At 66.7% G+C, this 13517-nt stretch carries 17 protein-coding genes; 6 read left to right on the forward strand and 11 right to left on the reverse strand.

Annotated features, from left to right (window positions below):
* Positions 1–28: 28 nt before the first annotated feature.
* On the reverse strand, positions 29–823 hold the full coding sequence (locus ACOYR4_RS03205; protein ID WP_422848610.1) for an SDR family oxidoreductase: 795 nt from the start codon (positions 821–823) through the stop codon (positions 29–31).
* Between the two features lie 10 nt (positions 824–833).
* Here ACOYR4_RS03205 and ACOYR4_RS03210 point away from each other — a divergent pair, with 10 nt between their 5' ends.
* Entirely contained in the window at positions 834–1952 is a 1119-nt protein-coding gene (locus ACOYR4_RS03210) for a class I SAM-dependent methyltransferase (RefSeq protein WP_422848611.1), read from the forward strand.
* Between the two features lie 21 nt (positions 1953–1973).
* Entirely contained in the window at positions 1974–2168 is a 195-nt protein-coding gene (locus ACOYR4_RS03215; protein ID WP_056745516.1) for a DUF2905 domain-containing protein, read from the forward strand.
* A gap of 29 nt (positions 2169–2197) precedes the next feature.
* Here the strand turns inward: ACOYR4_RS03215 and otsA are convergent, their stop codons facing one another.
* From otsA to otsB, 3 genes are read right to left on the reverse strand one after another with little or no spacing between them, the layout of a single operon-like run.
* The gene (otsA, locus tag ACOYR4_RS03220; protein ID WP_422848612.1) at positions 2198–3574 is read right to left on the reverse strand and encodes an alpha,alpha-trehalose-phosphate synthase (UDP-forming); all 1377 of its coding nucleotides are present in this window, start codon (positions 3572–3574) and stop codon (positions 2198–2200) included.
* Between the two features lie 48 nt (positions 3575–3622).
* Entirely contained in the window at positions 3623–5428 is a 1806-nt protein-coding gene (locus ACOYR4_RS03225; RefSeq protein WP_422848613.1) for a glycoside hydrolase family 15 protein, read from the reverse strand.
* Positions 5425–6162 carry a trehalose-phosphatase gene (gene otsB / locus ACOYR4_RS03230; protein ID WP_422848614.1) on the reverse strand — a complete coding sequence of 246 codons (738 nt, stop codon included), beginning with the start codon at positions 6160–6162 and terminating at the stop codon, positions 5425–5427. The genes ACOYR4_RS03225 and otsB overlap by 4 nt, the downstream gene beginning before the upstream one ends.
* A 188-nt stretch (positions 6163–6350) precedes the next feature.
* Here otsB and trxC point away from each other — a divergent pair, with 188 nt between their 5' ends.
* A complete protein-coding gene (gene trxC / locus ACOYR4_RS03235; protein WP_295940438.1) occupies positions 6351–6788 on the forward strand; it encodes a thioredoxin TrxC in 438 nt (145 codons plus the stop codon).
* Between the two features lie 10 nt (positions 6789–6798).
* Here the strand turns inward: trxC and ACOYR4_RS03240 are convergent, their stop codons facing one another.
* The 4 genes from ACOYR4_RS03240 to ACOYR4_RS03255 are packed head-to-tail and all read right to left on the reverse strand — an operon-like array spanning position 6799 to position 9179.
* Entirely contained in the window at positions 6799–7272 is a 474-nt protein-coding gene (locus ACOYR4_RS03240) for a DoxX family protein (protein ID WP_422848615.1), read from the reverse strand.
* 10 nt (positions 7273–7282) lie between these two features.
* Positions 7283–8044 carry a putative DNA-binding domain-containing protein gene (locus ACOYR4_RS03245; RefSeq protein ID WP_422848616.1) on the reverse strand — a complete coding sequence of 254 codons (762 nt, stop codon included), beginning with the start codon at positions 8042–8044 and terminating at the stop codon, positions 7283–7285.
* The gene (locus tag ACOYR4_RS03250) at positions 8035–8883 is read right to left on the reverse strand and encodes a DUF692 domain-containing protein (protein ID WP_422848617.1); all 849 of its coding nucleotides are present in this window, start codon (positions 8881–8883) and stop codon (positions 8035–8037) included. Before ACOYR4_RS03250 ends, ACOYR4_RS03245 begins: the two co-directional genes overlap by 10 nt.
* Positions 8884–8885: 2 nt before the next feature.
* The gene (locus ACOYR4_RS03255; protein ID WP_343733820.1) at positions 8886–9179 is read right to left on the reverse strand and encodes a DUF2282 domain-containing protein; all 294 of its coding nucleotides are present in this window, start codon (positions 9177–9179) and stop codon (positions 8886–8888) included.
* A 212-nt stretch (positions 9180–9391) separates the two neighbouring features.
* Here ACOYR4_RS03255 and ACOYR4_RS03260 point away from each other — a divergent pair, with 212 nt between their 5' ends.
* Positions 9392–10021 (forward strand): sigma-70 family RNA polymerase sigma factor, encoded by a 630-nt coding sequence (locus ACOYR4_RS03260; protein ID WP_422848618.1) that lies wholly within the window; start codon positions 9392–9394, stop codon positions 10019–10021.
* A gap of 1 nt (position 10022) precedes the next feature.
* Positions 10023–10664 (forward strand): NrsF family protein, encoded by a 642-nt coding sequence (locus tag ACOYR4_RS03265; protein WP_422848619.1) that lies wholly within the window; start codon positions 10023–10025, stop codon positions 10662–10664.
* Between the two features lie 31 nt (positions 10665–10695).
* Here the strand turns inward: ACOYR4_RS03265 and ACOYR4_RS03270 are convergent, their stop codons facing one another.
* Both ACOYR4_RS03270 and ACOYR4_RS03275 read right to left on the reverse strand, forming a co-directional pair.
* Positions 10696–11154, reverse strand: coding sequence for a GNAT family N-acetyltransferase (locus tag ACOYR4_RS03270; protein WP_060985746.1), 459 nt, complete (start codon positions 11152–11154; stop codon positions 10696–10698).
* 274 nt (positions 11155–11428) lie between these two features.
* The gene (locus ACOYR4_RS03275; protein ID WP_422848620.1) at positions 11429–12688 is read right to left on the reverse strand and encodes a multifunctional CCA addition/repair protein; all 1260 of its coding nucleotides are present in this window, start codon (positions 12686–12688) and stop codon (positions 11429–11431) included.
* A 39-nt stretch (positions 12689–12727) separates the two neighbouring features.
* On the opposite strand from ACOYR4_RS03275, the gene ACOYR4_RS03280 reads away from it, so the two are divergent.
* Positions 12728–13183, forward strand: a complete 456-nt coding sequence (locus ACOYR4_RS03280; RefSeq protein ID WP_422848621.1) for a hypothetical protein — start codon at positions 12728–12730, stop codon at positions 13181–13183.
* A 24-nt stretch (positions 13184–13207) separates the two neighbouring features.
* Here the strand turns inward: ACOYR4_RS03280 and ACOYR4_RS03285 are convergent, their stop codons facing one another.
* A complete protein-coding gene (locus ACOYR4_RS03285; protein ID WP_309826864.1) occupies positions 13208–13516 on the reverse strand; it encodes an NIPSNAP family protein in 309 nt (102 codons plus the stop codon).
* Between the last annotated feature and the right edge of the window lies 1 nt (position 13517).

The following is a 13517-nucleotide window of genomic DNA, read 5'->3' on the forward strand; positions in this document are numbered from 1 at the left end:
GGGCTCGTTGGGTGCGCCGGCGTTGGGCTCACATCAACGAGAAATCGCGGTCAAACTTCATCAGGTGCTGGCCACCATCGACCAGCAGCGTGGTGCCGGTGATGGAGCGATTCTCCAGCGCAAACTTCACCGTGGCGGCCACGTCTTCGGGGGTGGACGAGCGGCCCAGGGGGCTCAAGGCGTGCAACTGGGCAAACTTTTCGTCGCTCAGCATGTGGCTGGTCAGCGTGAGTCCGGGCGCCACGCCCACCACGCGCACACGCGGCGCCAGCGCCAGCGCCAGCATGGTGCCGGCGGCCTCCAGTGCCGCTTTCGACAGCGTGTAGCTCACAAAGTCGGGGTTCTGGTTCCAGAGCTTCTGGTCCAGCAGGTTGACCACGGCGCCCTGCGCGTCGGCCTCTCCCGCCGCCACACGGTCGGCCACATGCTGGTGCAGGGCCTGGGCCAGCAGCACGGGCGTCGCCGTGTTGCTGCGCAGGTGCTTTTCGAGTGCGGCAAAACTGAAGGTGGCGGCGTCATCGTGCTCGAACAGCGAGGCGCTGTTGACCACCGCGTCCACGCGGCCAAAGTGCGCCACCACGCGGGGCAGCAGGCCGCGCACGGCGGCCTCGTCATCAAAATCAGCCTCAAAATGGGCGCTTGCGCTAGTCAATCTTGTACATTCAGCTACGGTATTGATAGCGTCTTGCGCTGACGAGCGGTAGTGCACCGCCACCTGCCAGCCGCCGGCGGCCAGGGCCAGCGCAATGCTGCGACCCAGGCGCTTGGCGGCACCGGTCACCAGCACGGTGCGGGGGCGATGGGGGAGGGAAGGGGTGGACATGTGGGGGACAATGCGGGCCGTGACCCAAAGACCCGACAGTTTAACGACCGCCCTGCACCAGCACATCACCCAGGCCATTGCCGCCGAGGGTGGATGGCTGGGTTTTGACCGCTTCATGGCCCTGGCGTTGTATACGCCCGGCCTGGGCTATTACGCCAACGACTCCACCAAATTCGGCGCCATGCCCGAATCTGGCAGTGACTTTGTGACCGCGCCCGAGCTCACGCCCCTGTTCGGCCAGACACTGGCCGTGCAGGTGGGCGAGGCGCTGGAGCGCACTGGCACCCATGAAGTTTGGGAGTTTGGCGCAGGCTCCGGCGCGCTGGCGCTGCAGTTGCTGGATGCGCTGGGCGACCAGGTGCAGCGCTACACCATCGTCGATCTGTCGGGCAGCCTGCGCGCCCGCCAGCAGGCCAAGCTGGTGGCCCACGCTCACAAGCTGCGCTGGGTGGACGCACTGCCCGAGCACATCGAAGGCGTGGTGGTGGGCAACGAGGTGCTCGATGCGATGCCTGTGCAGCTGCTGGCGCGCCATGGCGGCCAGCAGGGCGGTGTGTGGCATGAGCGCGGTGTGGTGGTGGCCGAAGACGGCCGCTTTGCCTGGGCCGACCGCCCCACCGACCTGCGCCCGCCCATCGCCATCGAAGGCCCGCAGGACTACCTGACCGAAATCCACGCCCAGGGCGAAGGCTTCATGCGCATGCTGGCCGACCGGCTCACGCGTGGCGCGGCCTTCTTGCTGGACTATGGGTTTGGCGAAGACGAGTACTACCACCCCCAGCGCCACATGGGCACGGTGATGTGCCACCAGGGCCACCTGGCCGATGGCGACCCGCTGGTGGAGGTGGGCCGCAAGGACATCACCGCCCATGTCAACTTCACCGCCATGGCGCTGGCCGCGCAGGAGGCGGGCCTGAACGTGCTGGGTTACACCACGCAGGCGCATTTCCTCATCAACTGTGGACTGCTCCCAAAAATGGAGCAGCTACCGCAATCCCAGCGGGCGACAGCGGCCAAATTGATCATGGAACACGAGATGGGCGAGCTGTTCAAGGTGCTGGCCGTGGGTGCGGGCGAGCCGTGGGAGCCGATGGGGTTCAGCCACGGCGACCGTTCGCACCGGCTCTGACCGCCTGCTGCCGCGCTGCCCATGTTTCGCTGGCTCCTCGTCATCCTCCTGGCCCTGATGTTCATCAGCTGGCTGTCGCCGCTGCTGCGCCGCATGGGCTTTGGGCGGTTGCCGGGGGACTTTCGGTTTCGGTGGCTGGGGCGGGACTGGGACGTGCCGCTGGCGTCCACGCTGTTGCTGAGCTTTGTGGTCAGCCTGATCACAAAGCTGCTGTAGTGCAGCTGCTGTTGCCCTGCTATCTCAAATTAGCCCGCCGTCTGCAGCGCATCCAGAAACGCCTTGCGCCACCAGTGCACGTCGTGCTCCTTGATGCGCGCCATGAGCTTCTGGTGGCGCGCCTGCCGCTCGGCCAGCGGCATCTGCAGCGCCTGCTGGATGCTGTCGGCCATGCCCTGGGGGTCGTAGGGGTTCACCTGCAGCGCTTCTTTCAGCTGCTCTGCCGCACCGGCAAAGCGTGACAGCACCAGCACGCCGGGGTTGTCCGGGTCTTGCGCCACCACGTATTCCTTGGCCACCAGGTTCATGCCGTCGCGCAGCGGCGTGACCAGCCCCACGGCAGCGGCGCGACACAGGCCCGGCACACGTTTGCGCGCCACCATGCGGTGGATATAGCGCACGGGCATCCAGTCCAGCTCGCCATAGTCGCCATTGACCGAGCCGCACAGGCCCTCCAGCTCCTGGCGCAGGTCTGCATACGCGTGCACGTCGTCACGGCTGGGCGAGGCGATCATGATCATCGTCGCGCTGCCCCGGTTTTCGGGGTAGCGGTCCAGCAGCTCGCGGAAGGCCCGCACGCGGTGCGGGATGCCCTTGGAGTAGTCGAGCCGGTCGATGCCCAGCAGCAGGCGCCTGCGCGAATACTCGTCGCGCATGTTCTCGTAGGTCTCCACCGCGTCGGGGGCGTGTGCGAGGCGGGTGAATTCGTCCACGTCGATGCCGATGGGAAACGACTGCACCACCACGGTAGCCCCAAAGGCGCGCACCCGCTTTTCGTCCACCGCTTCGGCGCTGCCCTCGTTGCGCACATAGCGCGTGAAATGCGACACGTCGGCCTCGCTCTGCAGGCCCACCAGGTCGTAGGCGAACAAAGAGCGCATCAGCCACTCGTGCTGCGGAATGGCCGCCATGATGAGCGGCGGCGGCATGGGAATGTGCAGAAAGAACCCGATGCGCTGCTTGCAGCCCATGGCACGCAGCTCGGCGGCCAGCGGGATCAGGTGGTAGTCGTGCACCCAGATCACATCGTCGTCGCGCAGCAGCGGCAGCAGCTTGCGCGCAAACATCTGGTTCACGCGCCGGTAGCCTGCGATGTAGCTGGCGTTGAAGTCGGCCAGGTCCAGCCGGTAGTGGAACACCGGCCACAGCACGCTGTTGCTGTAGCCGTGGTAGTAACTGTCGTGGTCTTCGCGGCACAGGTCCACGGTGGCCAGGGTGACGGGGCCGGCCTGGCGGGTGTGCAGTTCGCCCTCGCCGGGGGTGCCGCCTTCGACCACCGTGCCGCTCCAGCCAAACCAGAGTCCTCCGGTCTGGTTCAGAGCTTCACCCAGGGCCACTGCCAGGCCCCCGGCGGCGGGTTTGCGAGGATCGGCAAGGCGGTTGGAGATGACGACAAGACGGCTCATGGGGCGATCATCCGTGCAGACCGCCCCTGGCCGCTGTCGGACAGCGCCTCAAATCACGCTGTCCCAGGGCGCCGACAGGCGCACGGCGGCGTTGATCACGCCCACCATCGAATAGGTCTGCGGGAAGTTGCCCCACATCTCGCGGGTGTCGGGGTGGGTGTCTTCCGACAGCAGGCCCAGCGGGTTGCGGGCGGCCAGCATGGTCTCGAAGATGGCCCGCGCCTCGGCCTTGCGGCCAATGCGCGCCAGCGCGTCGATGCGCCAGAAGGTGCAGATGTTGAAGGCTGTCTCGGGCTTGCCGAAGTCGTCAGCCGCCTCGTAACGCCGCATGTAGGGGCCATCGCACAGGCTCTTTTCCATGGCCTCCACGGTGCTTACAAAACGCGGGTCCTTGGGGTCGATGAGACCCACCTCGGCCATCAACAGCACGCTGGCGTCCAGTTCGTGCCCGCCAAAACTCTCGGCAAACGCCTGGCGTTCTTCGCACCACGACTTGTCGAGGATCTCGGCGCGCATGCGGTCGGCATGGTGCTGCCAGTGGCTGGCACGGTCGGCCAGCTGCAGCGTGGCGGCGATCTTGGCCAGCCGGTCGCAGGCGGCCCAGCTCATCAGGGCCGACGAGGTGTGCACCCGGGCGCGCGTGCGCAGCTCCCACATGCCCGCGTCGGGCTGGCCATACACACGCACGGCGTTGTCGCCCACCTGTTCCAGCCGCTTGAATTCGGCCAGGCCCGCGCGGTGCAGCAGGCGGTGGTCGTGGAAGGCCTGGGCCGCGCCCAGCACGATGTTGCCGTACACGTCGTGCTGAAAATGCTCGGCCGCCTGGTTGCCCACGCGCACCGGGCCCATGCCCCGGTAGCCCGCCAGTTGGGGCACAAAACTCTCGGGCAGGTCTTTCTCCAGCCCAATGCCATACAGCGGCTGGATGTGGCCGTCACCGCCCTCCACCACCACGTTGCTCAGCCAGCGCAGGTAGTCCTCCATGGTGCCCACCTCGGAGATGCTGTTGAGCGCGCGCACCACAAAAAACGCATCGCGCAGCCAGCAGTAGCGGTAGTCCCAGTTGCGGCCGCTGTGGGCGGACTCGGGGATGCTGGTAGTCATGGCGGCCACGATGGCACCGGTCTCTTCGTACAGCGACAGCTTGAGCGTGATGGCTGCGCGGATCACTGCGTCCTGCCACTCCAGCGGAATGGCCAGCGCGCGGCTCCAGCTACGCCAGTAGGCCGTGGTCTCCTGCTCAAAGTGGCGGGCGGTGTCGGCAATGCCGTCCACCAGCGTCTCGTCCGCGCCCAGCAGAAAGTTGTGTTCGCGCGTGAGCACAAACGCCTGGCCCGAGAGCACATGCGACACCGGCGCATCGGTGGACAGGCGCAGGGTCATGCCTTCGCCCACATAGCGGATGTGGTTGCTGCCGCGCGTGATCTCGGGCGTGGTCTGGCCCCAGTCGTAGCGCACCTTGAGCGCCACCCGGATGCGCGGCGACCCCTGGATGGGCCGCACCCGGCGCACCAGCGTCATGGGCCGGAAGTAGCGCGAGCGGCTGTAAAAGCGCGGCGCAAAGTCAGTGATCTCGATGCCGTGGCCCGCCTTGTCGAACAACTGCGTGCGCAGGATGGCGGTGTTGGGCTCGTACCACTGGTGGGCCGATGCCAGGTCTTCCAGCTCGATCGCGAAGTGGCTGCCCTCGTCGCCGGGCTGCAGTAAGGCGTTGAACACCGGATCGCCATCAAAGCGCGGCAGGCAGCACCACACCATGCGGGCGTGGTCGTCGATGAGTGCGCTGATGGCGCAGTTGCCGATCATCCCGAGGTTGAGCGAGCCCGTCTGGGGGTGTGTGGCGGCTGTGTTCATCGTTCGCGCTCCAGCGTTGTGCGTGCAGACGAAAGCCAGCCCCGCAGTGCGGCCGATGTCATGCAGCGGTGTTGTGCCATGGTGGGCCCTTCGCCCACCTTGATGCCCCAGCCGCCCAGCGACTGCACAGCGGCAAAGCCGGCCTCGTCGGTGACGTCATCGCCCACAAAGACCGGCGTGCGGCCCGCAAAGGGGGGCTGCGTCATGAAATCGATGATGGCCTGACCCTTGTGAACGCCACGGGGTTTCACTTCAAAGACGCATTTGCCGCGCAGCAGTTCCACACCGTCCACCTCACGCATGGCCTGCACCAGCGTGTCGTAGCACAGGGATTCGAGGTGGGGGGCCAGGCGGTAGTGCAGTGCCACGCTCACACGTTTGGTCTCCACCAGCAGGCCGGGGTGGCGCGCTGCCAGGGCCTGGGCGGCTTGCAAGACGGGCTCCAGGGCGGGTGGTGCGGTGGCGGGCACCGAAGTGTCAAAGAGGCGGTATTGGGCCCCATGCTCGCTCGCCAGCGGCAGGCGCAGCGGCGCCAGAAATCCGTCGATGTCGGCCTCAGGCCTGCCGGTCACGATGGCCAGCGCGCCACCCAGCTGGGCGTGCAGCGATGACAGCGTGGGAATCAGGCCCGATGCGATGCGCACCGCTTCAGGGCGCGGCGCCAGCTCGGTGAGCGTGCCATCGAAATCGAGAAAAAGCGCATGGGCAGTTGTCAGTGTGGGGAGCAGCTGCATGCGCGAAACCATAGCAGACGCTGCAATGCAGGCACGGCCACCAGGGGGATTCAGGGCTGGTAAACGCGCGCAAGGTCTGCGACCGGTTGCAACTGGGATGGCCGCAGATTGCAGGGCGGAGCCTTGAAACGAAGCGCCTGCGACGCCATGTGATCCGCAACCTGTTTGCCCCCAACCCTTGCTGCGCCATGACCGAAGCCTTGCACATCGTCTGCCCCCATTGCCACACCACCAACCGCGTGCAGAGCGCCGACCTGGGCAGCGCGCCCGATTGCGGCCAATGCCATCAGCCCCTGTTTGCGGGGGCGCCGCTGGAGCTGGATGCGACCAGCTTTGACAAGCATGTGGCGCGCAGCCACATCCCGGTGCTGGTGGACTTCTGGGCCCCGTGGTGTGGACCTTGCCGCCAGATGGCACCCGCCTTTGCGCAGGCCGCCCGCGAGCTGGAACCCCGCGTGCGCCTGGCCAAGCTCAACACCGAAGACCAGCAGGCCATTGCGGCGCGCTATGCCATCCGCAGCATCCCGACCATGATCCTGTTCCAGCAAGGGCGTGAGGTGGCGCGTATTTCGGGCGCGCTGGGGGCGGCCGATATCGTGCGCTGGGTGCGCACCACCGCAGGTTGATGTGCAGCGGTTAGCGGATTCCCAGCACGCGGTCCACCGACACGCTGCCTGCACCGCGCCCCACCAGGTACAGCATCAGCCCCGCCCACGACAGATGGGTGGGCCATGCGTCCGGGTAGACAAACAGTTGAATCGTCAGCGTCATGCCCAGCAGCGCCAGGGCTGAGAGGCGTGTGAACAGGCCGAGCACCAGCAGCACCGGGAATAGGTGCTCGGCCACGGTAGCCATCTGCGCTGCCAGCTCGGGTGGCAGCAAGGGCAGCTTGTATTCGTCGCGGAACAGCGCGTAGGCGCTGTTGGAGATGGTGAACCAGCCCTCGACCTTGGTGCGTGCCGACATCCAGAAGATGCCCGCAATGGACACCCGGTTCACCAAGGCCAGCAGGCTGTGCGGGGTGAGCCAGGTGGCGGTGTCGGCCAGGCGCGCCAAGAGCAAGCGTGGGCCTTTGGCAGGGGCCGTGGGGAAGTGTGTGCTGGTGGTCATGAAGGGCTCCTCAGCCTGTGCGTGAATCGGTGGGTATCAATGCGCCTGCGTCCAGCAAGGTGCTGATCAGGGCGGCAAAGTCGGCGGTGGGTTCGACATTCAGGGCCGACGTGGCGGCGGTTTCCAGCGTGTGGCCCTCGGCGCAGGCGTCCAGAAAGGCCACCCCAGCGCGCGACAGGGGGCGCCACACCACTTCGGCACGGGGCCGGGTCAGCAAGGCGCCGTCGCCCGTCCACTCCAGTGCCTCATTGGGATGCAGACCTTCACGGTGGCTCTGCCACAGGGCATAAGCCGGATGCTCTTCACACCAAGCCCAGCGTGCAGCGGGGTGGGGCCGCAGTGACGCTTGGGGCAAGGTGTCAGGGGTTTGCTGTGCCAGCCATTGGCGGTCCACGGCGGTGGCATCTGCCGCCAGGTGGCATTCGGTCCAGCAGCGGTCCAGGCGCGCCACGGCGCTCAGGTAGGGCAGCTCGGCGGCCGGGGCAAACCCGGCCAGGAAGTCGGCAAACCCTTCGCCATAGCTCACCAGCAGGCCGTTACGCGGCGGCTGGGTGCGGGCGAACACTGCTGCAGCGGCGCGGAACCAGTCGTCACCCACCAGCTGACCCACCGTGGGGTAGTTGGCCTGCAGCGCATCGATGCAGCCCTTGAGCACGGTGTTGCGGTACACGGCAAAGCCAGGTTGGGACTCCAGTGCAGACAGCCACTGCGCATCGGCCGCCGGGCCGAGCAGCGCGGCAGAAAAGCCGTTCTGGAAGGTGCTCAGCTGCATGTGGTCTCCTCGGGCTGCACGGCTGTGAGCGCGTGGTGGGCTTGGTCGCGTTCGGTCAGCAACTCGCTGAACACGGGCAGGTTGTCATCGCGTTCGATGAGGGTGGGTACAGGGCCGGTGCGTGCGATCACCTGCGCGTACAGCGCCCACACGGCGGGCCCCACGGGTGCATCGTGGCTGTCGATGAGCAGCGTATCGCCATGCAGCGGGTCCGCATGGTGGCCCGCCAGGTGGATCTCTGCCACGGCGTGCAGGGGGAAGGCGTCGAGGTAGGCCTGTGCGTCAAAACCCAGGTTGTTGGCGCTGATGTACACGTTGTTCACGTCCAGCAGCAGGGCACAGCCGGTGCGCCGCACCAGATCGGCCAAAAACTCGGTCTCCAGCCAGTCGTGGCCGTCGATGTGCAGATAGTGCGTGGGGTTCTCGATGGCAATGGGGCGTTGCAGCACATCCTGCGTGCGGGCGATGTTGTCTGCAATGCGCAGCAAGGCGGCCTGTGTGCGCGGAAACGGCAGCAGGTCAGGCAGGTACTGCCCGCGCCAAGTGGACCAGGCCAGGTGCTCTGAAATGATGGCGGGCTCCACGCGCCTTGCGAGGGCGGCCAGCCGCGCCAGGTGGGCCGCGTCGGGCGGCGCATCGGCTGCGAGCGACAGCGACACACCGTGCAGGGACACTGGATGGCGCGCGCGAATGGCTTCGAGCCAGGCCAGGCGCGGGCCGCCATCGGCCAGATAGTTCTCGGGGTGCACCTCCCACCACAGGCCGGGGGCGGTGCACCGCAGCGCCTCGTCGTAGTGCTGGGGCTTGAGACCCAGGCCGGCGGTGAGAGCGGGTGCCATGGTCAGCTCTTCATGGGCGTCAGCATGCCCATGCCCTTGGGCGTCTTGATCGTGGTGCAGGTGCCTGCGGGCACAAACTTCCAGGCGTTGCCCTGGTAGTCCATCTTGGACGTGCCTGCGCAGGTGGTGCCAGGGCCTGCGGCGCAGTCGTTCTTGCCGGCCATCGAGACGCCGTAGCACTTCTCCATGGCGGGCTTGGCGCCGTCCATGGGGGCGGGGCTGGTTTGGGCCATGGCGGCGCCAGAGGTCAGGGCCACAAGGGCGAGGGCGCCGAGGCTGAGGGTGCGGGTGGTCATGGTGCGGTTCTCCAAGGGTTGATAAAGGTTGAATCCGACCGGGTGACAGCACAGCGGTTGCGTTGCGTGGCCCGATCTGCGTTGTAATTCGCGCTGTGCGGCCCTCGGGTTACAGCGCTGCGCAAAAAAATGGGGCGGCATGCAGCACAAAATTTTTTGCGCGGCCTGTAACCCATTCGTCCCGGCATCCGAATTGCCTTCAGGGAGACACCATGGAGATAGTGGAAGAGCGCCTGCGAGGCTTATTGCTGCAAGGGCTGGATGCCGATGCAGCCGCCTACCAGCGCTTTTTGAAGGAGTTGAGTGCCCATCTGCGCGCCTTCTTGCGCCGCCGCCTTGCGCAGCGGCCCGATGAGGTGGAAGACCTTGTGCAGGAGACGCTGCTGGCCGTGCACAACCAGCGCCACACTTACCGGCCCGAAATGCCGGTGACGGCCTGGGCGCATGCGATTGCGCGCTACAAGCTCATCGACTGGCTGCGCTCGCATGCCTCCAAGGAGGCGCGCAACGACCCGCTGGACGATGCGGACGAGCTGTTTGCCAGCAGCGACAGCGAGGCTGCCGAGGCGCGGCGCGATCTGGGGCAGTTGCTGCAGACGCTGCCGGACAAGCAGCGCCTGCCGATTGAGTATGTGAAGCTGGAAGGGTTGTCGGTGGTCGAGACGGCACGCCTCACGGGGCTGTCGGAGTCGGCCGTCAAAGTCGGCGTGCACCGGGGGCTCAAGGCCCTGGCCGCCAGGATCAGAGACATGACTTACGCAAAACAGGGTTCAGGCAAATCGACGGGTTCATCCAGCGGCTCGTCGTCGCATCCTGGTTTGCGCAAGTCCCAGGAGGAATAGCATGAAAACCGATGAATTGATCCACCTGCTGGCGACGGATGACCGGCCCGTGCAGCGCACCGCCATTGAGCAACGGTTTGCCGTGGCCAGCGCTGCGGGCATTGCTGGCGCCGGGGTGCTGATGCTGGCGCTGTTCGGCCTGCGGCCTGATCTGCTGGCGACCATGGCGCTGCCCATGTTCTGGGGCAAGCTGGTTTTTGCCGCTGCGCTGGCTGCCGCCGGCCTGGCGCTGCTGCGCCGCATGGCCCGCCCGGGCATGCCGCTAGGCCATGCGCTGCTGTGGCTGGCGGTGCCGCCGCTGGTGCTGTGGGCCATGGCGCTGGGGGCTTTGTGGCAGGTGCCTGCGGCCGAGCGTGTGCCGCTGATTCTGGGCAGCACCTGGCGGACTTGCCCGTTCAATATCGCAGCACTGTCCGTGCCAGCGTTTGTTGCGGGCTTCTGGGCGCTGAAGGGCGCCGCCCCGACGCGACTGGCGTGGGCCGGTGCGGGCGCTGGCTTGCTGGCAGGTGCGCTGGGCGCATTGGTGTACGCCCTGCACTGCCCCGAGATGGCCACCCCGTTTTTGGCGGTGTGGTACGTGGTGGGCATGGCCATTCCGACCGCGCTGGGGGCTCTGCTGGGGCCACGCTTGCTGCGCTGGTAAGGGCGACTGGCACCGCCAGGGGCAGGGCGGTTCAGGCGCTGATGCGTTTGTTATAGGCGCGAAACACCGTGTCCAGCGTCCAGCCCAGCGACTCGTAAAGTTTTTGCGCCGTGGTGTTGGTGTGGGCCGTGGTCAGGTCCATGCGCACCTTGCCGTGGGCGTGGGCGGTGGCTTCTGCGGCCAGCAGCAAGCTGCGCCCTGCCCCTGTCTTACGTGCTGACGGCGACACGAACAGGTCGTACAGCGTGTAGATGGGCGCGGCCTCTACCGAGCAGAACGTGGGGTAGAGCTGGCAAAAGCCCACGGCCGTCTGCGTCCCATCCAACGCCAGAAGGATCACGGACTCTTCCCGCTCCAACCGCTCAGCGATGAAGGCCCGCGCTCCGGCCAGGTCCGGCGCCTGCTCGTAGAACTGCCGGTAGGCGTCAAACAGCGGCGCGATGGTGTCGGCGTCGGCCGTGGCGGCAGGGCGGATGTGCACAGAGGTCATGGGGGCGTCGTGATCGCAAAATAGTCAAAAGGCGCGCCCTTCCCAGGGCGCGAGCGGACGCGGATTGTAGGGAGGGTTAGGGCAACGCTGAACAAGTCCCTCGCGCACCGCGCACCCCTGCTTTGGGCGGTCTGCCGCGTTTGCAAATCCTCGCGATAGCTACGGCTATCGCTGTGGTTTGCGCCTTGCATCCCATCCCAAATCAGGGGGCGCGCCACTGCGGGGACTTATTCAGCGTTGCCTTAGACCGATCTTTGAGACGCAGCGCACCCGGTCAGGTGGCTGCGCTGTGCGCCTGGGCTTGCAGCCACTGCGCCACGGCTTCGACCCGTGCCTGGTGGATCAGCGCGCCCACCTGCGGGCCGCTCTGGCCCCGGGCGGCAGCCTGCGCCGCAATCTCGCGCGTGACGACCGACTGGACGGCGGCCAGCACGGCCAGCAGGCGGGGGCGCTGCGGGTAGGCAGACTCTTCAAACCCCAGCCGCCCGCGCGCATCGCATTCGCAGGCCAGCAGGATTTCGGCAAACCGCTCGGGCTTGCGGATGGCGTCGCAGCGCTCCAGCAGGCGCACCAGGGCGGCGGCCGACAGGTCCTGGCTGCGGTGGATGTGGCCGTGTTCACGCGCCACCACATCGGCCGTCTCGCGGCAGTCCACCGGCACGCGCAGGCGCTCGGCCACGTCTTTCAGCAGCTCTGCGCTGCGGGTTTCGTGGTCGATGTGGCGCGGCAGCACATCGGCGGGCGTGGTGCCCTTGCCCAGGTCGTGCGCCAGGCAGGCAAAGCGCACGGTGAGCGGCGCCGAGAGCCGCGCGGCCATGTCCAGCACCATCATCAGGTGCACGCCGGTGTCCACCTCGGGGTGGTAGTCGGCCCGCTGGGGAACGCCCCACAGGCGCGCCGCCTCGGGCAGCAGCACCTGCAGTGCGCCACAGTCGCGCAGCACCTCGAACATGCGGGACGGCTTTTCTTCCATCAGCCCGCGCGCCAGCTCTTGCCACACGCGTTCGGGCACCAGATGGTTCACCTCGCCGTGCTCCACCATCTCGCGCATCAGCTGCATCGTCTCGGGCGCCACCGTGAAGTCGGTGAAGCGCGCCGCAAACCGCGCCACGCGCAGGATGCGCACGGGGTCTTCGCGGAAGGCATCGGTCACATGGCGCAGCACCCGCGCACGGAGGTCTTTTTCGCCGCGGTAGGGGTCAAACAAGCGTGTAGCGCCGGATTCATCTGTGCTGGATGCTATTGAATTAATAGTGAGATCGCGGCGCGACAGGTCTTCCTCCAGCGTCACATCGGGCGAGCTCTGCACCACAAAGCCCCGGTAGCCGCGCCCGCTCTTGCGCTCGGTGCGGGCCAGTGCGTATTCCTCGCGCGTCTCGGGGTGCAAAAACACCGGAAAGTCGCGCCCCACGGGCAGGTAGCCCTGTGCCAGCATCTGCTCGGGCGTGGCGCCCACCACCACCCAGTCGTGGTCATTCACCGGCCGGCCCAGCAGCTTGTCGCGGACCGCGCCGCCCACCATGTAGATTTGCATCGTCGTAGTTTAGGACGAGGGTCGTATAGTCCCGCCACCATGTCCCTATCGTCTGATCTCACCATTGCCCAGCTCAACCCCGACGGCAGCGTGCCCGTGCCCCAGGCGCCTGACGCCGCCGCCAACGCGGCCGCCGAGGCCCTGCAGCGCGAGGCGCAGTTCGAGGCCCTGAAGGTCCAGGTGGAAGGCTTGCAGGAGATCCTGGCCAAGCCGCTCAACGACATCCTGGCCGAACACGACAAGTTCAAGGAGATGGCGGCCGCGTGGGATTCGTTCGGTGCTATGTGGATGCTGTCGCAGCGCGCCATGCGCCGCGTGGCCATGGACCTGGCGGCCACGCAGGGCATGAGCGAGGAGGAGGTGGTGGCCCGTGCGCTGGCCTATGCCAACCAGGTGCTCAATACCGAGGACGAAGACCTGGGCGGCACCATCGCCCCCGCCCAGCTGGCCCACATCGCGCGGCACAAAGCGTTTTTGCGCAAGCAGTTCCGTTAAAGGACCGCCTGTGCGCGGCTTCACTCAGGCGAATACAGGCCTGAAGAAGCTCCGCTCATAGCTCACGATGCAGCCCGTCTCTTCGGCGTAGCGGAAAGCCGCCTGGCAGTCCGCATCCTGCATCGACGCCTCGCGGTAGCGCTCGTAGGCTGCGAGGCTCTCGAACGTGAACAGCGCCAGCGCAATGTTGTTGGCACCCTCGCTGGGCATGAAGTAGCCGTGGTGCTGGCCGCCGAACTTCTCGACCAGCGGAATCCACAGTTTTCCGTAGTGCTCGAACTCTTTGAGTTTGCGGGTGTTGAGCACATAGCGCAGGTAGATGGTGACGGCCATG

Origin of the sequence: Acidovorax sp. M14 (genome assembly GCF_049331375.1) — a bacterium.
Classification (GTDB): domain Bacteria; phylum Pseudomonadota; class Gammaproteobacteria; order Burkholderiales; family Burkholderiaceae_C; genus Acidovorax.